The sequence below is a fragment of the Pontibacter sp. CAU 1760 genome (genome assembly GCF_054482735.1).
Genome location: NZ_JBTLRL010000001.1, coordinates 532351 through 555067 on the forward strand (window position 1 = coordinate 532351; position 22717 = coordinate 555067).

Below are 22717 nucleotides of genomic sequence, written 5' to 3' on the forward strand. Positions count from 1 at the left end.
TCAGTGCCTCTCTGCTTAACAACGGGAGGCGCTGCCCTGGCTCTAAAGGAAAAGACATATGAAAATGAGAAAAATATCTGGCGTATTAGCAGGTGTCCTGATTGCGGGATCGGTGCTAGTGGCGTGTAAAGATGAATTCCTGGAGCAGCAGCCCATTGGCGCCCTGACAGAAGGCGTACTCAAAACAGAGGCTGGTGTTAAAGGCTTGTTGATTGCAGCTTATTCTTTGCTGGATGGTACAGGCTCTGTGACCAACAACTGGGAAGCCGCAGGTTCTAACTTTGTGTTCGGTAGCATTGCCGCCGACGACGCGCACAAAGGCTCTGACCCGTCTGACCAGGTGCCGATGCTGATCATCGAGCGGTATGAGACACTGCCAAGCACAGGTTACCTGAACGAGAAGTGGCGCACGCTGTATGATGGTATAGCCCGCGCGAATGACGTACTTCGAATTATGAAAGAAGTACCGGATATGGCAGATGCGGCCAAAACCAGGGTAGCCGGGGAGGCTCGTTTCCTGCGTGGCCACTATCATTTCGATGCCCGCAAGATCTTCGAGAAAGTGCCTTATGTAGACGAGACAACGGTAAACATCAGCGATATCAACTCAGCCAAGGTAGCCAACGACAAAGAAATCTGGCCAATGATTGAGGCTGATTTCAAGTTTGCGGTTGACAACCTGCCAGAGACGCAGAACGAAGTGGGCCGCGCCAACAAATGGGCTGCCATGGCATACCTGGCGAAGGTATACATGTACCAGAAGAAGTTTGCCGAAGCACTTCCGTTGCTGACGCAGGTGATTGAGAATGGTAAAACGCCGCTTGGAGTGCCTTATGCACTAGAGGAGGATTTCAGCAGAATTTACGAGATCGCGAACAAGAACAACGAGGAGATCGTGTTCGGCTACCAGTCGTCTGTGAACGACGGTGCTGGTGCCGTGAACGCCAACTCTTCCGAGGTGCTCAACTTCCCGAACGGGGGTGGCGCGCCAGGCGGTTGCTGCGGATTCTTCCAGCCAACTCAGAATCTGGTGAACTCTTACAAAGTAGACGCCAACGGCTTGCCGCTGCTGGATACCTTCAATAACACGGACCTTAAGAATGACGATGGCATTTCCTCCAGCCAAAACTTTGAGCCGGACAGAACCACGCCGGTTGACCCGCGCCTAGACTTTACTGTAGGTCGCAGAGGGGTACCTTACTACGACTGGGGTCCGCACCCAGGCTCACTTTGGATTCGTAACCAAGTACAGATGGGGCCTTACTCTCCAAAGAAGAAGGTATACCGCAAGAGCGATGTGGGGCAGTACACTGACGGATCTAGCTGGACGCCGGGTTACAACGCCCAGGTGCATGCCATCATCCGCTTTGCCGACGTATTGCTGATGGCTGCTGAGGCTGAGGCTGAGGTTGGCTCATTGGCAAGAGCAACTGAGTTGGTAAACAGAGTGCGTGAGCGCGCCGCCAACGAGAGTGCTTTTGTTAAGTTAGAGAACGGTAACCTGGCCGCGAACTATAAAATCGGTATGTACCCTACCTTTAGCAGTAAAGATTTCGCTTTGAAGGCCATCCGTTTTGAGCGCAAGCTTGAACTGGCGATGGAAGGTGATCGCTTCTTTGACCTGGTGCGCTGGGGCATTGCGGCTGAGACGCTGAACAAATACCTGGCCGAGACGGAGCGCCCATTCCTACAAGGTGCGCGCTTCACGGCTGGTCAGGATGAGTACTTCCCGATTCCGGAGCAACAGATTGTGCTGAGCCAGGTAAACGGTGTGTCAGTGCTACAGCCAAACAGGAACAAATAATAGCCCACTTCATCATAAAAAGCATAAAGGCAAGGTTTTTAATCTTGCCTTTATTTTTTGCATATTGCTGTAACCGAAGAACCTTCTAAAGAAGTGCTTGGTTAGTTTACTAGTTAAGCACATGCTCCCTTATCAATTACCCTTATTTGCTATGCGCTCTTTCCGTCTCTCTACTGTTTTTGTGCTAACGCTGATGGTACTGGCTTTGTCAGCCTGCAAGCAAGAGCCGGATCACCTCTTCGAGCGCGTTTCGCCTGCTGACTCCGGCATCGACTTCTCAAACCGCCTGTTCGAGTCTGACACTATGAACATCCTGCAAACAGAGTACATCTACAACGGCGGCGGAGTAGGGATTGGCGACTTCAACAACGACGGTTTGCCGGATGTGTACTTCACAGGAAATATGGTCTCCAACCGGCTTTACCTGAATAAAGGCGATTTCCAGTTCGATGATATCACCCAAAGCGCTAAAGTAACAGGGGAGGGGAAATGGTGCTCGGGCGTGGCTTTGGTAGATATCAATAATGATGGCTGGTTGGATATATATGTAGGAGCAACCATGAAATCGGACGAGAAAAGCCGTGCGAACCTGCTCTACATTAACAATGGCCTGGGTAAAGATGGTGTGCCCACCTTTACGGAGTCTGCCGCCCAATATGGCATCGCTGATACCGGCCATACTACCAACGCCGCCTTTTTTGATTATGACCACGATGGCGACTTGGACTTGTACGTGCTGACCAACGTGATTAACGCCGGTATACCCAGCACTTACCACAAGAAGATAAAAGACGGCAGCGCCCAGAACAACGACCGCTTATACCGGAACGAGGGCAACGGCGCCTTTACGAACATCACCAAAGAGGCCGGCATCCTGACAGAGGGCTTTGGGCTTGGCCTGGCCATCAGCGACATCAACCTGGATGGCTGGCCGGATATCTACGTAACAAACGATTACCTCTCCAACGACCTGTTGTACATCAACAACCAAGACGGCACTTTCACAAACAAAATAGCCGATTACATTAAGCATACCAGCTATTCGGCAATGGGCAACAGCGTAACCGACATCAACAACGATGGGTTGGTAGACATCCTGGCCCTGGACATGTTGCCCGAAGACAACAGACGCAAGAAAATGATGCTGATGGCGAATAATTACGCCACTTACCTCAACAACGCCACTTATGGGTATGAGCACCAGTATGTGCGCAACACATTGCAACTAAACCAGGGAATGTCACCGGCCGGGCACCCGGTTTTCAGTGAGGTGTCGCAGCTAACGGGTTTATACCAGACCGATTGGAGCTGGACCCCGCTGGTAGCCGACTTCGATAACGACGGCCTGCGGGATGTAATCATCACTAACGGCTTCCCGAAAGATGTAACCGACCAGGATTTCCGGATTTACCGCAGCGGCCCGGCCGGTTTGGTGGGGGGCAATATGTTCCTGATCGACTCTATCCCGATTGTCAAAATATCCAACTACGCCTTTAAGAACAAAGGCGACCTCGCTTTTAGCGATGAAACGAAAAACTGGGGCCTAGACATACCCTCCTTTTCCAACGGGGCCGCCTATGCCGACCTGGACAATGACGGCGACCTGGACTTCATCGTGAACAACATCAACGACAGTGCCTTCGTGTACCGCAATAACTTATACACGGCAAAGCCCGGCAAAGAACAACAGCATTTCCTGCGGCTCAAGTTTAAGGGCGATGGAGCAAACCAGGCTGGGCTTGGGGCCTCTGCCACCCTTTACTATGGCAGCGGCAAAACCCAGTTCCACGAAAACACGGTGTATAAAGGCTACCTATCGTCGGTAGAGGATGTGGCGCACTTTGGCCTGGGTGCTGTGGACCAAGTGGACTCGGTGAAAGTGGTATGGCCGAACGGACGCTACCAGGTACTGAAGCAGGTAAAAGCCAATCAGGCACTGACCGTGGCGCAGCGGGAGGCTACGAAGGAAATGCCGCTAAACCGTTTACCAGACCCAAAGCAGCTGACTTTCCGGGAAGTTTCCGGGGAATACGGGGTGCAATTCAGGAGCGAGGAGAAAGACGGCATTGACTTTAACTGGCAGCGCACGCTGCCGCATAAGCTGTCGCAGGGCGGCCCTGGGATAGCGGTGGGCGATGTGAACGGCGACGGGCTCGACGACTTTTACATAGGTGGAGCAGCCGGGAAAGACGGCGGCTTTTTTATGCAGCAGCCAAACGGCACTTTTAAACTGACGCCGGGTAAGATGCCAGCCGGAAAAACCGGTGAAGAGATGGGCGTTCTTTTCTTTGACGCTGACAACGACGGCGACTTAGACCTTTATGCAGCCAGCGGAAGCTACGAGTTTGCGGAGGGAGCGGAGCAACTACAGGACAGGCTTTACCTGAATGACGGGAAAGGCACTTTCAAGCTGAAGCCAGCCGCGCTTCCAACCCTGCTGTCGAGCACTTCCAGTGTGCGGGCGGCGGACTATGACCGTGACGGCGACTTGGATCTGTTTGTGGCCGGGCGCGTAGTACCGGGTAAGTATCCGCTAAATCCCGAGAGCTATATTCTGCGGAATGACGGAGGACGTTTTGTGAACGTGACCAAAACCGTGAGCCCGGAGTTGCAGCATTTAGGTATGATTACCGATGCGCTGTGGACGGACTTTAATGGCGACGGTGCCGTGGACCTAGTAGTAGTAGGCGAGTGGCTTCCGGTAACCTTCTTTCAAAATAGCAATGGCAAACTGAAGAATATAACACAAGGTACAGGGCTGGCTGGTCATACCGGTTGGTGGAACAGCTTGGCTGCAGGAGATTTTGATAACGACGGCGACATTGACTATGTAGCGGGTAACCTGGGGCTGAACACTAATTACGTAGCCTCCGCCACGCAGCCCCTGCGCATATTCGCTAAAGACTTTGACGGCAACGGCAGCATCGACCCGGTTTTGTCGTGCTACCTGAAATCGCCGGATGGCAGCATGAAGCCATACCCTATGCATACCCGCGACGATCTGAACGCGCAAATGCCACGCACCCGTAACCTATACCCGCGCTACGAGCAGTTTGCCCTTGCGACGATAGATCAGGTTATTCCTGTTGCAGAGCGCGAAGGGGCGATGACGATGCAGGCAACGCATTTCCAGAGCAGCTACATCGAGAACCTGGGCCAGGGAAAGTTTAAGCTACACGTTTTACCCCAAGCGGCACAACTGGCACCTGTTTTTGGGATACATCCGGATGATGTGGACGGAGATGGAAACCTGGACCTGCTGCTCGTGGGCAACGACTATGGCACCGAAGTGTTCACGGGCCGGTATGATGCTTTTGCCGGACTTTACCTGAAGGGCAATGGCACCGGGGGCTTCGCGCCGGTATCAATGGCCAGTAGCGGTTTCTTCGTAAACGGGGATGCCAAAGGGCTTGCCCGACTAGTGAATGGGAAAGGTGAAAAACTGACACTGGTAACCCAGAACAACGACAGCTTGCGCCTTTTCACCGCCTTAGCTCAGACCGCAGTTTCGCCTAAAGTGATCTCATTGCAGCCACTGGATTACAAAGCCATCATCACCAAAAAAGACGGAAAGAAACAGGTACAGGAATTTTACTATGGCCAAACGTACCTGTCACAGTCGTCTCGCAAACTGCTGCTGCCAACCGACGTGGTTTCAGTGCAGATGATGGACTTCAGTGGCCGAAGCCGCAACATTGCGCTATAATATGCGCCTTAGTATATTAATTGTTGCCCTGTTGCTAGTGTCTTGGGGGTGTTCCGATAAGGCTCGGAAACAACAACTGGCCAATGAGCGGGTAAGTGTGCAACCAGCCGCGCTGCCTGATACAACTGCTACCCATAACCTAACAGGCCTGCAATTAGCGCAGGCTTACTGCAGGGCCTGCCATGCTTTTCCGGACCCGAGCCTACTCGATAAGGAAACATGGCAGAAGGGAGTGTTGCCCCAGATGGCTTTGCGCCTGGGCCTGAACAGAACCGGGGAAAGCGTATACCTCAACAGACCTGCCGAGGATGTGACAGCACTGCTAACAGCAGGTGTATTCCCAGAGCAGCCGCTGATTACCGCGAAGGACTTTGAGAAGATCGAGGCTTATTACCTGGCACATGCACCGGAGCAACTGTCCATACCCCCCAGCCAGCCCCTCGCACCTGACCTAACTCGTTTCTCCGTAATCATCCCCTCGCTGAATAAAGGGAAACCAGCCCTTACAACTTTAGTACAATATGAACCCGGCAAAAAAGAACTTTGGGTGGGCGATCTTCGGAATTGGCTCTACAGGCTCGATGCGCAGTTACAGGTAAAAGATTCCCTGCAACTGCCTTCCGCACCCGTAGATGTGATGCAGCATCAAACTTCCATCCATGTGCTAACCATTGGCGTAATGGACCCTTCCGATTTGCAAAAGGGGCAATTAGTGGAGTTAGACGCAACTCCTCGAAATCAGCACAAAGTATTGCTGAATGGCCTGCGCCGCCCGGTGGACATGGTGCACGCCGATCTGGACAAGGATCAGTTTGAGGACATTGTCGTCTGCAACTATGGTAACAATATTGGTACGTTGGTATGGTACCGTAACCTGGGCAAGGGTAGGTATGAGCCGCGCATCCTGAAAGCACTGCCAGGGGCTCGCAAAGTAGAGGTAACCGACTTAGACAAAGACGGGCTCGACGATTTGGTGGTGCTTTTTGCACAGGGCACCGAGGCCATCAAAGTATTTTACAACCGGGGCAAGGGGCGCTTCCAAGAGCGTAACCTGTTGCAGTTTCCGCCAGTGTATGGCCTGAGTTACTTCGAGCTGGCTGACTTTAACCAGGACGGTTTTCCGGATATCGTGCTCACCACCGGCGACAACGCCGATCATTCGCCTGTCCTGAAGCCTTACCACGGCATCCACATTTACCTGAACGATGGGAAACAGAATTTTAAGGAGGCCTACTTATACCCGATGCCTGGCGCCTCTAAAGTGCTTGCCCGCGACTTTGACCAGGACGGCGACTTGGACCTGGCTGCCATCGCCTTCTTCCCGGACTTCAAAAATGGGCCAGAGAGAGGGTTCGTATACCTGCAGCAGGAGAAAGGCCTTACCTTCTCAGCCAGTACTTTCGCACAGTCGCAGGTTGGGCACTGGCTCACGTTGGAGGCAGCAGACTATGACCAGGACAAGGACCTGGACATTATCCTGGGCTCCTTTACCTATACCCCTGCACCGCCCGCTCAACAGCAGAAATGGCGGAAAGAAGGACCGAGTTTACTGATCCTGAACAACCAGCTCAAATAGTTTTCTGTGGTCCGAGCCGCCTGGCATGTATAACCGGATTGCCCGGAGGCCCCATTTTTGGCGTTTAAACTCACTTATTAAAGTATTCATTTATCTATATTTCAATAAATGTATCTTTTTTATTAATAAGTAGTAATAAGCAGAAGGCTTACAGGTGTTTTTGGATACATAAATGATATCTTTTTACTGGCTTTTTAAGAAAAATATTTCCAAATTAGTTCTTGAATGGTGACTGAGTGGTCAAATTCCTTCCTTTTTGTATAGCCGACGCTTAATAAAAAATGTAGTTAATATTTGGTTAATGCCAACGTTAGCATAACTTTATGACTGGAAAAGCGGTGGTGGGCAGATGAAGAGCAGGCTTGACAGGTAAAGATGCATCTATTACGGTAATTGATTACATACTAACGTTCATACGCATACTATTAGAAAATCTAATTACAAACCACACAATATGAAACAGAGATACATAAGTTCGTGGACGCTCTTGCAGCAATGCCATAGAAAAAACTTGCCTCAGAAAAGAACGCTAGCCTTATTGCTGGCGGCTGCTTGTCTGTCGCAAGGGGCAGTGCAGGCAGCAGACCACTGGAACCCTAACATGGCTAACCCTGGCAGCAGCTTAATTGTGCAGACCACGGAGGTAAGCGGACGCGTAATAGGCTCCGATGGGCAGGGAGTACCCGGCGCAACGGTAGTAGTAAAAGGAACCACAACCGGTACTGCCACCGATATGAATGGTAATTACCGCCTGAACGTGCCTAGCGGAAACAGCACGCTGGTTATTTCCTTTATCGGCTATAAAACGCAGGAAGTGGCGGTAAACAACCGCTCTACCGTAAACGTGACGCTGGCAACAGACACCAAAGCGCTGGAAGAGGTAGTGGTAGTAGGCTACGGTACCCAGGAAAAATCTGACGTGACGGGCGCCATTTCCTCAGTGCAGGGTGAGGCGCTGGAAAGAATACCAACGCCATCGGTGGCCCAGGCCCTTCAGGGCCAGACGCCTGGTGTGCAGGTAACTGCTAACTCGGGTGCACCGGGTGCCGGATCAAGTATCCGTATCCGTGGAGCCGGTACTATCGGTAACAACAACCCACTGTATGTGGTGGATGGGGTGCAGGTAGAGGGAAATATCAACTACCTGAACAGTAATGACATCGCCTCTATCGAAATCCTGAAAGATGCCTCTGCTACGGCCATTTATGGTTCAAGAGCAGCAAACGGTGTGGTTGTGGTTACAACCAAGAAAGGTAAAGCGGGAGCTGGTGAACTTACATTTTCTGCTTATACAGGGGTGCAGACTGCCTGGAGAACACTGGATATGACTAATGCAGCAGAGTATGCCGCTTTAGACAATATGGCCAGACAGGCTGCAGGCATCCCAACTAACCCAGCCTGGGCAAACCCACAGTCGTTGGGTGAAGGCACAGACTATCAGGATGAATTGTTCAGAACGGCTCCTATCTCTAACTACCAAATTGGATGGTCAGGGGGTAGCGAAAACTCTCAACTCTACGTATCCGCGGGTTACTTCCAGCAGGATGGTATCGTGATCGGGTCTGACTTTGAGCGCTATACCTTCCGTTTAAACACAGACCATAAAATCGGGTCCAGAGTAAAAGTTGGCAATACCCTGCAGTTAAGTACGACACAGGAGTCTTTGATTCCAAACAACGTTGGTCTGAACACCGGTGTACTTGAGCGTGGTGTACGTCAGCTACCAGTTGTTCCTGTACGCAATGCGGATGGCTCATTTGCCGGCCCTACAGGTAACTTCGAAGGGGAATCAGAGAACCCGGTGTGGTTAGCGCTGGAGTCTTTCAACACTGACAGAAGCTACCGCGTATTGGGCTCAGTTTATGGCGAAGTGGAGATTGTTGAAGCGCTGAAATTCCGTTCAAGCTTCAACCTGGACTTCAACTACTTCCGCAACCATAACTTTGACCCTGCTTATGCAATAGGTAACAGGATTAATACGGCCAATTCGCTCGCGGTTAACAACGGCACAAACAGAGCGTGGCAGTGGACGAACCTGTTCATGTACAACAAGTCTTTTGGCCTGCATGATCTAGACCTGCTCGCAGGTGTGGAAGCACAGGACAACTATTTTCAGAATAGTTTTGCCAGAGGGGGTGGATTCCTGAAGAACGCAGATATCCAGTTCCTTGATCAGGCAACAAGAGACTACTTCGTGAGTGGTGGTGCATCCGAATCGGCAATTTATTCTCAGCTGGCACGGGTGAACTATGGCTACAACGGGAAGTACCTGTTAACGGCCTCCATCAGACGAGATGGTTCTTCGAAGTTTGCCAATAACCGCTACGGTGTGTTCCCATCGGCCTCCGTTGGTTGGAGAGTTTCAGAGGAAGATTTCTTCAGAAACAGCGTGAACTTTGTGAGCAACCTGAAGCTGCGCGCCAGCTGGGGTGAGACCGGTAACCAGAACATTGGTAGTAACTACCCAACCTATGGTGTAATTGCCGGAAACGGTAGATACGCATTTGGTTCTGACCAGATTCAGGTTCCAGGCTTCTTTCAGCCTGTACAGGTTAACCCAGACATTAAGTGGGAGACTACCGAGCAGCTTAACTTCGGTATCGAGTCAGGCTTCCTGAACAACAGGCTGACTTTCTCGGCAGACTACTTTGTAAAGACCACGAAAGACCTGCTGTTGCAGCTTCCTATTCCGGAGAGTACCGGTCCTTCTGCTGCCTTCACCAACGCAGGTAAAATCCGCAACAAAGGCTTTGAGTTTGCTCTGGGCTACCGTAACATGGAGAATGCTTTCGGGTACGGTTTCGGCCTGAACCTAACAACTGTTGACAATGAGGTGCTGGATCTGAAGGGGCTGATATTGAACGAAGCTTTTAGCCGTACGCAGGAAGGTATGCCAATTGCACAGTTCTATGGCTTCCAGACGGCCGGAATCATCAGAACACAGGAAGAATTAGATCGTGTTAAATTAATTCAGCCAAACGCCGGTCTAGGAGATATTATTTTCGTGGACAACAACGAAAATGGACAGATTGACGGTGGCGACAGAACATTTATCGGTAACCCGCTGCCTGACTTTACTGCAGGTCTGACAGGTGAGTTCACGTTTAAGAACTTCGATATGAACTTCCTGTTCAACAGTAGCTTTGGCAACGATATCTTCACGGCTATTGCTCCTTTTGGTTATTCACCAGACCCAGGTAACAAGTTCAGTGCGATCATAGGCAATACCTGGACACCAGAAAACCCGAACGCTGAGTTCCCAAGACTGATAGCAGGAGACCCGAACCTGAACCAGAGACCAGATTCAGACAGATGGATAAGAGATGGCTCTTTTGTAAGGTTGAAGAACCTGCAGATAGGTTACAATGTGCCGGCAGCTATTTCTCAGAGAGCTAAAATAGAGCGCCTGAGAGTGTATGTGAGCGGCGCTAACTTAGTTACCTGGATGCGTTATGACGATGGATTTGACCCGGAAATCGGTTCTTCCAGATTCATCAACGGTAACAGCAACAGTGTGTTGGAAATAGGTGTTGACCGTGGAGTTTATCCGCAGTCCAGAACATTCCTGTTCGGTGTGAACATCGGTATTTAATTAATGTATTAACTCAAACAAACCATGATAAATATTAAAAGAACGGTCTACTTGTCTCTTGTAGCTGGAGGGCTACTAGCAGGTGGTGTGGCGCTGCAGGCGTGTGAAGATGATTTTCTGGATAGAAAGCCGCTTTCAAACCTGACAACCGGAAACTTCTACACTTCGGCTGAAGATGCAGTAGCAGCGGTAAACGCCGCTTATGACCCTTTGCAGTGGGATGTTCACTCTCGTATGGATTGGATATTCGGTGACGTAGTAGGTGGTGATACAGACAAGGGAAGTACTGACGATCAGGATTACAGTGAGATCCTGCAGTTCCAGAACTTTACGCAGAATGCTGGTGCGCCGCTGTTGATGGACTTCTGGAGCCAATTGTATGATGGGGTCTATCGTACTAACCTGGTGCTAGAGCGTGTGCCGCCAATCGACATGGATGAAACGCTTAAGGCCAGAATCCTAGGCGAAGCCAAGTTCCTGAGAGCACATTATTACTTTACCCTGGTGAAGGCTTTCGGTCGTGTTCCTATTATCACCAAAGTGCTTAACCCTGACGAAGTGTTTGTGCCACGCCCGGCCTCTATTGCTGAAAACTGGGATGTGATTGAGCAGGATTTGAGAGATGCCATTGAGTCGCTCCCGGAATCTTATACTGGAGCAAACGTGGGTAGAGCAACAAAAGGAGCAGCACAGGCTCTCCTGGCCAAGGCTAACCTTTGGCAGTCTACGCCTGAAGGATGCTCTAGCACGCCTTGGGCTACCACAGACCAGTACCAAGAAGTAGTAGACCTGACAAACAGCATCATCAACTCAGGTAACTACAGACTGGTAGAGGATTTTGAAGGTATGTTTTTGCTGGAAGGTGAGAACGGACCCGAGCACATTTTCTCGGTACAAGGTGTAGGCGGCACAGGTGGTTGGAACAACGACAACGACGGCCTTGCACTAAACCAGTGGCTCTCTCCTCGTACCTCAGATATCTCTGGCTGGGGATTCAGTACACCTCTTGGGCCTAACACGCCAAACAACTACGGTGGTAACCCTAAAATCAAGGTGAACAACATTTACGAGGCATTTGAGCCTTGTGATCCACGCCTGGAGTACTCTATTCTGGAGCCGGGTGATAAGATCAATGGATTGACTTATGATGCCACTTGGTCGCGTTCTGGGTATAGCATTCAGAAGTTCCTGATCCCGGAAACGCAACTGACGGGTGCCGCAAACTCACCACTCAACATTACGTTGATCCGTTACGCCGATGTGCTCCTTTGGAACGCTGAAGCCCTGAACGAGCTGGGTAGAACGGCCGAGGCACTGGAGTCATTGAACAAGGTAAGGAAGCGTGCCCGCGAGAGTATGGCGGGGGCCACGTGCCCGCTGCCTATTGCGTCAGGCGTGAGCCAGGCACAGCTTCGTGACATCATCATCTCGGAGCGTCGTAAGGAACTTGCCTTTGAGGGCCACCGTTTCTTTGACCTGGTGCGTACATGCCGTGCCTCTGATGTGCTGAATGCAATGGGCCGACCATTCCAGGTAGGTAAAAACGAGCTGTTCCCGATACCGCAAGCGGAGATAGACCGTAACCCGGCTATGCAAGGTGACCAGAACCCTGGGTTCTAAGCCAGGAAGCCAATAGCCATGGCAACAATTGCCATACATGTTTAAAAAGGAAAAAGGATCGCATCTCGTGATCCTTTTTCTTATTTTAGGGAGTTGATAGACTAGAAGTTAGATGGAAAAAAGAAAACAAAGCAATTTTATACATGCCCTGGCCTTCGTTGGCCTGCTGTTGCTCTGGAGCTGTGGCGGCGACGACAATGAGCCCACGCCGGCAGGCAAGGAGGAGAGCAGGATAACAGCGGTAGTGAACGGCACAGACTGGGCTTCCACAAAAGGGAGCTTTAAGCTGGGCACGCGTACCATAACCGATGGGGCAAGTGCTTTTGCCGGAGCTGGCGACACCCTTACCATCGTTGGGGTGCAGGTGCAGGGGGCAGACACAACGGCCATTCTGCTCAAGGTGAAGCTCAGCGCTGATAAAGTAGGAACTTACAAGATCCGGAGCGCGGGAAGCAGTGACGGTGCCCGGGCATATTATCTTAACGGCTTGTCGGCAGGTGCCATCAACACGGCCGTGCAAAACTACGGGAGCGGCATCACAAATGGCAATTTGCGCATTTCAGAGTATGATGTAGCCAATAGCAGCGTGTCCGGCGACTTCTCGTTTAGTATGGCAGCCAGCGGCCAAACTACCTATACCGTGGTGGCGGGCGCCATCCAAAATGTCGCTTTCTGAGGCAGAGCTTGGCGACGTGAAGCGGCTGATGTTTCTCAATGGTGGAACGCGGGAAAGCGTGATCAATGCTTGTCCTTGAAATATGCTGCTGTAATCCGAACCACAGCTTTAAGCCATCATGGTCCAGGACTAACTAGCATCCTCATACCTTTTTTGATGCGATATAAATGGTCCCTGGCGCTGGCAAGTTAAATTCCCGAAAGCTGCATTTTATACCTCCTTTGTTTATCTTTCCCTATGTGGCATACCCTTAAATCGATTGTTTTGGCCAGAGTGCTTTTCTGCATTGCAATAGCTGCAAGCCTGTTGGGCTGTAATGAGCAGGACACCATGTTCCGGCTGCTCCCGGCAGACAAAACCGGGATCAATTTTCTGAACAGCGTTGCCTCCAACGATTCCCTGAACCTACTTAACTTCGATTACTTCTACAACGGCGGCGGCGTGGCTGTGGGCGATGTAAACAACGATGGCCTCCCAGACATCTTCTTTACCGGCAACATGGTATCCAGCAAATTATACCTCAACAAAGGCAAGCTGGAGTTTGAGGATGTGACAAAGCAGGCAGGGGTAACCACGCAGCACTGGGCCACAGGGGCCGCCATGGTTGATATCAACAACGATGGCCTGTTGGATATCTACGTGAGCATGTCGGGGTACAAAGACCCGGAGCGGCGCAAAAACCTGTTGTTTGTGAACAAGGGGATGAATGCCGCCGGGGAGCCCTCTTTTGAGGAAGTTGCGGCGCAGTACGGGCTGGCGGATACCGGTTATACCTCGCAGGCCACGTTCTTTGACTATGACCGCGACGGTGACCTGGATGTATACCTGGCAACCGTGGATCGGGCCAGCACGAACCCCAACGTAATCTCGCTGCAGACAAGTAGCGCAAATGCCGAAAGCATCGATCGCCTGTACCGCAACAACGGGAACAACACGTTTACCAACGTAACCGAGGCAGCAGGCATCACCAAAGAGGGGTATGGCCTGGGGGTGGGCATCGGGGATATGAACCAGGACGGCTGGCCGGACATCTATGTCGCCAACGACTTCCTGTACGATGACCTGCTGTACATCAACAACCAGGATGGCACCTTTACGGAGAGCATCCGCTATTACCTGAAGCATACCAGCCATTTCTCGATGGGCACCGACATTGCCGACTTCAACAACGACGGGTTGCTGGACATCGTCACCGTGGACATGATGCCCGATGACAGTCGGCGGCAAAAGCTGATGAACGGCGTGAAGAACTACGATGGCTTCCAGATGGCGCTGCAGCGGGGGTATATGCCGCAGTACGTGCGCAACAACCTGCAGCTCAACAACGGCAACGGCACCTTCAGCGAGATAAGCCAGTTGGCCGGCATCCATTATACTGACTGGAGCTGGGCCCCGCTCTTTGCCGACTTCGACAACGACGGCCACCGCGACCTGCTCATCACCAACGGCATCCGCAAAGACATCACGCACCTCGACTTTGCCACCTATTACATGGCACAGGTCAGGTCGATGTTCGGGGACGCAGGCACCGGCAACCACCTGCTGAAAGTGGCCGAGACCATGGAGGGCGTGAAAAAGCACAACTTCCTGTTCCGCAACAACGGCGACCTGACCTTTGCCGATGCCTCCGAAAACTGGGGTCTGGGCAAGGAGTCTTTCTCAAGCGGGGCCGCTTACGCCGACCTGGACAATGACGGTGACCTGGACCTGGTGATCAGCAACGTGGACGAGGAGCCCTACCTCTACCAGAACATGGTGACGGAAAAGCGGGAAAACAGTGACAAAAATGAATCCAAGGCAAACCATGCCAATTACCTGCGGGTAAAGCTGGAGGGGCCTGCCCAAAACAAAACTGGTATTGGCGCACGCGTGGCCTTGCGGTACAAAGGCCAGACGCAAGTGGCAGAGCAGTACCCTTTTCGGGGTTTTCAATCAACAGTAGAAAATACCTTGCATTTTGGCTTAGGGCCTGTGGCGCAGGTAGCGGAAGTGCTGGTTACCTGGCCAGACGGCAGGCAGCAGCAACTCAAAAACGTGCAAGCCAACCAGGTGCTGACGGTGCGTTATACCCAGGCCAACTTGCCTTCAGGCAGCCTCCCGCAATCTCAGCCAATGCTAACGCATTTCAAAGAAGTGACAGTGGCGCTGGGCCTTACCTACAAAGACCAAAGCCGTGAGTATGTGGATTTCAAGCTGCAACCGCTGCTGCCCCACAAGTACTCGCAGAACGGGCCAGGTGTGGCGGTAGGCGACGTGAACGGCGACGGGCTGGAGGACTTTTATGTGGGCGGCAGTGCCGGTTATGCGGGTATGCTGTTTCTGCAACGGCAGGATGGGACTTTCAGCGCACAGGAACTAGCCGCAGCCACGCAGCTGCCGGAAGACATGGGTAGCCTGCTCTTCGATGCGGACGGCGACGGCGACCTGGACCTGTACGTGGTGAGCGGCGGCAGCGAGTATACCACCGGTGACAAAGCCTACCAGGACCGCCTGTACCGCAACGACGGCAAGGGCAACTTTACGCTGGATGCCCAGGCGCTACCCGACACGAAGGCGAGCGGTTCGACTGTAACTGCTGCCGATTTTGACCAGGACGGTGACCTGGACCTGTTTGTGGGCGGGCGCGTGCAGCCACGGGCTTTCCCGCTGCCTGCTAAAAGCTACATCCTGCAGAACAACGGCGGCCGGTTTACGGATGTGACCATAACGGTTTGCCCGGACTTGACGGAACTGGGGATGGTAACCGCCGCCCTCTGGACCGATTTCGACAACGATGCTACCCTGGACCTGATAGTGGTAGGCGAGTGGATGCCATTGACCTTCTTCAGAAACAACAACGGCAAGCTGACAAATGTAACCGCCACTACCGGGCTGGCCAACACTAATGGCTGGTGGAACAGCCTGGCCGCCGGCGACTTTGATAACGACGGAGACATCGACTATGTGGCGGGCAACCTGGGGCTCAACTCCAGATACAAAGCATCTGTGCAGCAGCCGGTACAGGTCTACGCCAAGGATTTTGATAAAACCGGCACCACCGATGCCCTCATAACGCATTACATACAAGGCAAAAAGCAGCTGGCGCACGGCCGCGATAACCTGACGGACCAGATGGTGGGCATGCGCCGGGAGTTCAGTACCTACGAAGCCTATGCCAGCAAATCGTTTGAGGAGATTTTTACCGAGGAGCGGCTGAAAGATGCCTACGTCGCAAAAAGCGAGAACTTCCGGAGCAGCTATATCGAGAACCTGGGTAAGGGGAAGTTCAAGATTCATGCGCTGCCCATGCAGGCGCAGGTGGCCCCGGTTTACGGCATCACGGTGAACGACTACAATGGCGATGGCAACCTGGACCTGCTGTTGACGGGAAATTCCTACGCGACGGAGGTAGTGGTGGGCAGGTATGATGCCTTTACGGGGCTATACCTGCAAGGCAATGGCAAAGGGCAGTTTATCCCTGTGCGCCCGGCCCAAAGCGGCTTTTTAGTAGATTCAGATGCTAAAGGTATGGCAGAACTGAAGGGAGCCAATGGCAAACCGCTGGTATTGGTGGCATCCCACAACGACAGCTTACGGGTTTATACCCCTAAGCAAAATGCAGCGCTACGTCCCATCAATATAGAACCGACCGACGCCTACGCCACCATCACGCTGCCAAACAGCAAACAACGGAAACAGGAGTTTTACTACGGCTCAGGGTATTTGTCGCAATCTTCCCGGACGCTGTGGGTGCCGGCAAATGTGCAGGCCGTGCAGTTAACAGACCGCAACGGGAAAAGCCGCCCGGCAGCCATCGGTAACACTGCCAGCCTTGCCACAAACCGGAAGCAATAGTGCCTGTTACTTGTGCATGTCTGAAAGGCGTGCGTGGTGCTGCTGATGAATGGCAGGCTTATTTTGCAGCTGCAGCTCCCGGAGCGGTAGTTTTTTGACCGTGCGCTCGCCTTCCGTTAGCTGGATAAACTGATTAACGGCGATGTTCTGATAGGCGTAGGTGCGGTTAGAGCCAGACCAGGTTACTTCCAATCGCTCGATCATCCGAGCCCGGCCAAGCCCAATCTCAGCACGCAGGGTAGAGGCGCCAAAGCTGCCCCCGGAGTTGACATCCCGGTACACGGTCCGGCGCTGGCCCTGGTCGGTAAATGTGATCTTCAGGCGGCTACCGATTGCGGATTTGTTACCTTTGGTGCCTTGCAGCCTGATCGAAATCCAGTTGTTGTGTGGTGCATCGCTTTGCTGGTGTGTGTTACGGAATAAGGCGTTGCGGTAGTTGTCGCCTTCATAAGCGCCACCCATCACAGTATAAATGTCCTGGTCCCCGTCATTGTCCAGATCGCCGGCAGCCACGGCATGGCCTTTTTGCAGGTGCCCCACTCTGGCAGCCGTAGTGACGTCCTGAAAGCCTTTGCCCGCCTTGTTGCGGTAAAGTTTGTTCGGGATAATGGATTCAAAGCTGGGGTCGCCGGTTCCGAGGTACATATCCAGCCAACCGTCGTTGTCAACATCCAGAAAGTTGCTGCCCATGGTATACAGGGCTTTGCCGATGCCCATCTCTCCGGCCACATCCGTAAAGGTGCCATCGTGGTTGTTATGGTAAAGCCGGGCTGGTTCGGCATCGTGCGGCAGGCCCAGCTGCTCAGCGGCCACATTATAGGCCACGCCGGGCTCCACACTAAACTTAAAGCCAGAGACAAAAATATCCAGCCAGCCATCGTTGTCATAGTCAAAAAACCAGGTCGGGAACGACAGCATAGGCTTTTGCATCCCGGCTTTCTCTGTCGCATCCTCAAACCGAAGCTGCTCATTCCGGCCCATGCCCAGGTTTCGGAACAGGTAGTTCTGGCCATAAAGCGTTGAGATGTATAAATCTTGCCAGCCATCGTTGTCGTAATCGCCTGAGGTAACGCCCTTCACGTACTTTGTCAGGGCCACGCCTGCCTCACGCGCTATGTTCCGGAAAACGCCCCTGTGGTTGATAAAAAGCTCGCAGGGGTTCGGGCTGAAGCGGTCGGCGGTTTCGTTTCCAATAAAAAGGTCCAGCCAGCCATCGTTGTTAAAGTCAGCCCAGGTAGCGGTTTGGGTAGGATAATATGAAAGCAAGCCGCTCTCTACAGTCACGTCCGTGAAAGTGCCGTTGCCGTTGTTGCGCAGCAGGGAGTTGGGCTGTTTGCCCTGTTGCTCGAACCACGCCCCTCGCAGCACCAACACATCCAGAAAGCCATCGTTATTGTAGTCGGCCTGCACCATGTTCAGGCTGTTGGTGATGCCCTTGAGGCCAGCCTTTTCGGTATGGTCCGCGAAGGTGCCGTCGCCTTGGTTGCGGAAGTAGTGAATCTGGTCGCGGAGCCCATAGGAAGAGGCTAGAATGTCCAGGAATCCGTCGTTGTCAAAATCCTCAATGATCACACCACCGGAAATGTCATCCACATCCACGCCCAGGCTACCGGCAATCTCTTCAAACGGGGCGATGCCGGGTGCTGCCTGCTCCGTCGTCGGGATTAGCCATTTCGCTGGCACCTTGTCCGGGTATTCCCCAAGGGTCATGTAGGCAATGTTCAGGAGCCAGCGGTAGTGCAGCGCATCGGGGTTGCGATTCAGGAGCGCAGTATAGTGCTTGATGGCGGTGCGGGAGCCCTGGGGCAGTTGGTGCACGCCCGGCCCGGCGATAGGGTAGAGGCACGAGGCGGATGTATGGTTGAGCAGGCAGTTTTGCTGCTCGCCCATCCGCAGGTAAGCCAGTGCGATGTCTGCCTGTAGCCGGTCGGCCAGGTCGTGGTCTTTTGGCGTGATGCTGGAAGCGATTTGGGGCAGCTGGCGGTGCAGTTGCTCCAGTAATTGTGCGGCTCCCTCCGATTTTCCGGCACGCAGCAGTTCAGTTGCTTGCTGATACTCAAAGTCAAACTTACGCCGGCCACTGGCTTTCTTTGCCAGGGCATCGAAGTGGCTGGCGCGGGCGTGGTTGGCAAACCGGTTGTCGGGTATATAAAACTGTTCCGCCACCTGCTCCAGGAGTGCTACCATGTCTGCGTGCCCCTCTTGTGGTTGCTCGCGGTTGGTGCAGGAAGCCAACAAAAAGGTCAGCAGGAAGGTAGTGCCGGTGAGGTATCGGAGGTATAGCGGACGATGGCGAAGCATAGCGTTCTTGTTTTCTGGAAATGGGTTTACTGTATTTTTCTGCTCTTGCCGCTGTAGTCAAACACCACTACTGATGCCGCATCCTGCGGGATGCGGACAGTGCGGGTGGACTGCGACAGGTAACCGGAGCCGTAATAGAGCTCTTTCACTAGTTTGCGGCCACTGGCGAGCGTTATTTCCGCGCGCGTGTCGGTGGGGGCGGGTTGCCACACTTTTTCTTTACCGGCTTTGCCTGTGGTATAAGCTAACAGTGAGCCGTTGTTTTGGGCAGCCAATACTAGCGGCTGGCCAGTAGCAAGCGATAATTCCGCCAGCCCTTTTGCATCGCCATCCACCACAAAACCGCTTTGCTGCAAGGTGGTCGGCGTAAAGCCTCCTTTGCCGTTGCCCTTTAGGTATAGCCCCGTAAAAGCGTCGTAGGCTCCGTTTAGCACTTCGGGTGCCTGTGAGTTGCCTGTCAACAGCAGGTCCAGGTTGCCGTCGCCACTGTAGTCATTCACCGTAATGCCGTAAACCGGGGCCACCTGCGCCTGCACCGGCAGCGCATGGATCCTGAACTTCCCCTTGCCCAGGTTCTCGATATAGCTGCTTTGCATGTGCACACTTTTGAGCACGTAGGACTGCTGCATTTCAGCCGGTGTCAGCACCTCCTGCATCGAAGCGCGGGCATAGCTGTCGTAGCTGGTAAAGCGCCTGCGCATCGACACCATCTGGTCAAATACGTCGTCTCGGGGGCGTACCGGAACCTGCTTGCCCATTACATAATAAGCCAGGATCGGGTCTATGCTGCCATTGCGGTCATAGTCGGCGGCGTATACGATTACCGGCTCAGTCTCTGTGGCCTTGAGTTTGGTGTTCAAGCCGAGGTTGCCGGCCACATAGTCGATGTCCCCGTCGTTATCGAAGTCCCCTGCTGCCAGGCTGTTCCACCACCCGCTCGTGTTGGGAAGCCCGGTAGCGGCGGTCACGTTCTGGAGTTTGCCGTTGTTGTTTTTGAAGAAAGTCAAAGGTATACCTTCTCCCGCCACAATCAGGTCAACGGCATGGTCGTTGTCGAAATCGGTCCAGAGGGCGGCGGTTAGCATCCCGAGGTTCTGAAGCGCCGGGCATACCTGGTTGGTCGCGTTGCGGAACCTGCCACCCTCGTTGATTAAGATATAGCTTTCGGCTGGGGCGGGGTAGTGCTGCGGTTGCATTCTTCCGCCCACAAACAGATCCAGGTCACCGTCCCCGTCAAAGTCGGCAGCAGTTACAAATGAGCCGCTGGAGGTGGTGGTCGGTAGCGCCTGGGCATCCAGGGTAAAGTTGCCCTTGCCGTCGTTGCGGTACAGCTTGTCCTGGTAATAAGGCGACTTAGCCGGGAACTCGCTGCCACCGCTCACCACGTACAGGTCCAGGTCGCCGTCGCCGTCCGCGTCGAAGAGCAGGCTGCCCATGTCTTCCTCGTACTTGGTTTGGGTGGTGATGGGCCTGCCGGAGAAAGTGCCGTTTCTGGCTTGCAGGAACACCTGCCCCGGGTATTTGAAGGCTCCCCCCACGTAAAAGTCTTCCAGCCCGTCGCCGTTCACGTCGCCCACCGCCACGCCCGGCCCGTTCTGCGAGTACTTGTGGGGCAGCAGCGGCTGAATCTTAAAGTCGACGTAAGGTTCCTCGCGGTGGGTATAACTGATCTTGTGTTTTGCGTTGGCAGGCTGGAATAAGGGTGGCCCGGAGGCGTTGGAAAGCTGCTTTTCGGCAACCGCCTCCTGGTGAGACAACGTGATCACCTGGTCAGCTTTAACGTTCGTGCGGCGTTGCACCCGGCCATCCGGCCAGGTTATCTCCACAGTGTCCACTACAGCCTGCTGGCCCAGCCCAAAATGCAGCAAAGGCTCCACCGTCGACATAAAGCCACGGTAGGGCGTCAGTTCCTGATACTGCACGTTGCCTTGCTGGTATAAGCGGACCTTTGCTCCGTAGCCCGCCCGGTTGGTCTTGCTGCCTTGCAGCTTTATCCGCAGGTAATGGTGCCCCAGCTGCTTTTCGGCGTTGTTGCGGTATACAAAAGCCTTGGCGTTGATGTTGTTGGTCACCAGGTCCAGGTCGCCGTCATTGTCCAGGTCGGCGTAGGCAGCCCCGTTGGAGAAAGAGGGTATGGCCAGGCCCCATGCTTTCGTCTGATTGCTAAACGTGAGGTCGCCGTTGTTACGGTAGATGTAGTTGGGTTTCTTGGCGTTGGGCAGTTTGTTGATCACCTCCATCAGCTGCTTGTTCAGCACTGGCATGGGCACATTACTGTTGAGGCCCTGCATGCGGTACATGATAAAGTCGCGGTTGGTGATGTCTTTGGGGAAGCCATTGGTGATGTGCAGGTCTTTGTAGCCGTCGTTATCGAAATCGGCCAGCAGCGGGCTCCAGCTCCAGTCAGTACTTTGCACGCCGGCCAGCTGCCCCACCTCGCTGAAGGTGCCGTTGCCGTTGTTGAGTTGCAGCGTGTTGCGCATGTACTGCGGGGTATAGCCATTCATCAACTCACCCCGGAATCGGTCGTAGTTCGTTCCGGCAAACATGAGCTTGCTCCGCAGATTGTCTTCCGGCAGCATGTCCACAGTAATGATGTCCGGCAGACCGTCGTTGTTAAAATCGGCCACATCGTTGCCCATCGCCGACTGGCTCTGGTGCTTGAAGTAGTCGGCAGCTCTGTCGGTGAAGGTGCCGTTGCCATTGTTGAGGTATAAGATGTCGTTGGAGAGGTAGTCGTTGGAGACGTATACATCCGGCCAGCCATCGTTGTTAATGTCCGCGATGTTCAGGCCCAGGCCATGCCCCTCCACCAGGATACCCGCCTGTTTCGAGACATCGGTAAAAGAGCCGTTGCCGTTGTTGCGGTATAGCCTGTCGGTATTTTTGTTGGAGCCGTCGCGCAGTTGCGGGCGCAGCAGGTTGGGGTTTTTCTCCTCCAGGGTATGGTTCAGGAGGTAAAGGTCCAGGTCGCCGTCGCGGTCATAGTCGAAGAAGGCGGCGTGGGTAGAGTAGCTTTCGTCGGCCAGGCCGTACTGTGCGGCGGCTTCGGTAAAGGTATTGTCCTGGTTGTTAATATAAAGCAGGTTCCAGCGCTTATCAGGGGCTGCCTTGCCCGTTACGCTCACGTAAATATCCTGGAAGCCGTCGTTGTTTATGTCAGCCACGGCCACACCGCTTGCCCAGCGCCCCGCAGTTTGGATGCCCGCCTTCACCGTGATGTCCTCAAACTTTAAATCCCCTTTGTTGAGGTATAACCTGCTGGGCACCATGTTGCCGGCAAAGAAGATGTCTGGGAGGCTGTCGTTATTGAAGTCGGCCACCGCCACGCCACCGCCGTTGTAGAAGTACTCAAACTCCAGCACATTCAGCGTCGGTGTCTCGGTGAGCGTATTCTCGAAATCTATACCTGTTTCTGAGGCTGGGAGGTTATCAAACAGCGTGGGCGGAGCTTCTGCTATCGGTTGCTGCTGTTGCCTGTCTTGCTCTTTCTGGTCGCTGCAGCCTGCCAGCGACAGCAGGGCCGCCAGCAGATAGGTGAAGGGTATAGGTAGTTGGGTTGGTGCGTGCATGGTTTATGTATTGATCAGGGCGGGTAAGCCCGGCAG

The 22717-nt window shown here is 53.4% G+C and carries 9 protein-coding genes; 7 read left to right on the forward strand and 2 right to left on the reverse strand.

The genetic code is table 11. The annotated features are described in order from the left end of the window. Nucleotides 1-58 precede the first annotated feature (58 nt). From ACXYMU_RS02380 to ACXYMU_RS02410, 7 genes are all read left to right on the forward strand, one after another. The gene (locus ACXYMU_RS02380; protein WP_458984740.1) at nucleotides 59-1804 is read left to right on the forward strand and encodes a RagB/SusD family nutrient uptake outer membrane protein; all 1746 of its coding nucleotides are present in this window, start codon (nucleotides 59-61) and stop codon (nucleotides 1802-1804) included. Nucleotides 1805-1955: 151 nt separating this feature from the next. Further along, nucleotides 1956-5510: a VCBS repeat-containing protein gene (locus tag ACXYMU_RS02385; protein ID WP_458984741.1), complete on the forward strand. Its 3555-nt coding sequence runs from the start codon at nucleotides 1956-1958 to the stop codon at nucleotides 5508-5510. A gap of 1 nt (nucleotide 5511) precedes the next feature. Continuing rightward, nucleotides 5512-7086: an FG-GAP repeat domain-containing protein gene (locus ACXYMU_RS02390; RefSeq protein WP_458984742.1), complete on the forward strand. Its 1575-nt coding sequence runs from the start codon at nucleotides 5512-5514 to the stop codon at nucleotides 7084-7086. Nucleotides 7087-7540: 454 nt separating this feature from the next. Then, nucleotides 7541-10678: a SusC/RagA family TonB-linked outer membrane protein gene (locus tag ACXYMU_RS02395; RefSeq protein WP_458984743.1), complete on the forward strand. Its 3138-nt coding sequence runs from the start codon at nucleotides 7541-7543 to the stop codon at nucleotides 10676-10678. A 24-nt stretch (nucleotides 10679-10702) separates the two neighbouring features. Further along, nucleotides 10703-12298 carry a RagB/SusD family nutrient uptake outer membrane protein gene (locus ACXYMU_RS02400; protein ID WP_458984744.1) on the forward strand — a complete coding sequence of 532 codons (1596 nt, stop codon included), beginning with the start codon at nucleotides 10703-10705 and terminating at the stop codon, nucleotides 12296-12298. 112 nt (nucleotides 12299-12410) lie between these two features. Beyond that, nucleotides 12411-12974: a hypothetical protein gene (locus ACXYMU_RS02405; protein ID WP_458984745.1), complete on the forward strand. Its 564-nt coding sequence runs from the start codon at nucleotides 12411-12413 to the stop codon at nucleotides 12972-12974. A gap of 237 nt (nucleotides 12975-13211) precedes the next feature. Continuing rightward, nucleotides 13212-16808 carry a VCBS repeat-containing protein gene (locus tag ACXYMU_RS02410; protein WP_458984746.1) on the forward strand — a complete coding sequence of 1199 codons (3597 nt, stop codon included), beginning with the start codon at nucleotides 13212-13214 and terminating at the stop codon, nucleotides 16806-16808. A 6-nt stretch (nucleotides 16809-16814) separates the two neighbouring features. Here ACXYMU_RS02410 and ACXYMU_RS02415 read toward each other — a convergent pair whose 3' ends face one another. Both ACXYMU_RS02415 and ACXYMU_RS02420 read right to left on the reverse strand, forming a co-directional pair. After that, nucleotides 16815-19109: a CRTAC1 family protein gene (locus ACXYMU_RS02415; RefSeq protein ID WP_458984747.1), complete on the reverse strand. Its 2295-nt coding sequence runs from the start codon at nucleotides 19107-19109 to the stop codon at nucleotides 16815-16817. Between the two features lie 26 nt (nucleotides 19110-19135). Beyond that, nucleotides 19136-22681: a VCBS repeat-containing protein gene (locus ACXYMU_RS02420; RefSeq protein ID WP_458984748.1), complete on the reverse strand. Its 3546-nt coding sequence runs from the start codon at nucleotides 22679-22681 to the stop codon at nucleotides 19136-19138. Between the last annotated feature and the right edge of the window lie 36 nt (nucleotides 22682-22717).

What these genes read in the sequence shown, in the direction of transcription:
- ACXYMU_RS02380 (WP_458984740.1), top strand. Translation starts at nt 59, where the DNA reads ATGAAAATGAGAAAAATATCTGGCGTATTAGCAGGTGTCCTGATTGCG.
- ACXYMU_RS02385 (WP_458984741.1), top strand. Translation starts at nt 1,956, where the DNA reads ATGCGCTCTTTCCGTCTCTCTACTGTTTTTGTGCTAACGCTGATGGTA.
- ACXYMU_RS02390 (WP_458984742.1), top strand. Translation starts at nt 5,512, where the DNA reads ATGCGCCTTAGTATATTAATTGTTGCCCTGTTGCTAGTGTCTTGGGGG.
- ACXYMU_RS02395 (WP_458984743.1), top strand. Translation starts at nt 7,541, where the DNA reads ATGAAACAGAGATACATAAGTTCGTGGACGCTCTTGCAGCAATGCCAT.
- ACXYMU_RS02400 (WP_458984744.1), top strand. Translation starts at nt 10,703, where the DNA reads ATGATAAATATTAAAAGAACGGTCTACTTGTCTCTTGTAGCTGGAGGG.
- ACXYMU_RS02405 (WP_458984745.1), top strand. Translation starts at nt 12,411, where the DNA reads ATGGAAAAAAGAAAACAAAGCAATTTTATACATGCCCTGGCCTTCGTT.
- ACXYMU_RS02410 (WP_458984746.1), top strand. Translation starts at nt 13,212, where the DNA reads ATGTGGCATACCCTTAAATCGATTGTTTTGGCCAGAGTGCTTTTCTGC.
- ACXYMU_RS02415 (WP_458984747.1), bottom strand. Translation starts at nt 19,109, where the DNA reads ATGCTTCGCCATCGTCCGCTATACCTCCGATACCTCACCGGCACTACC.
- ACXYMU_RS02420 (WP_458984748.1), bottom strand. Translation starts at nt 22,681, where the DNA reads ATGCACGCACCAACCCAACTACCTATACCCTTCACCTATCTGCTGGCG.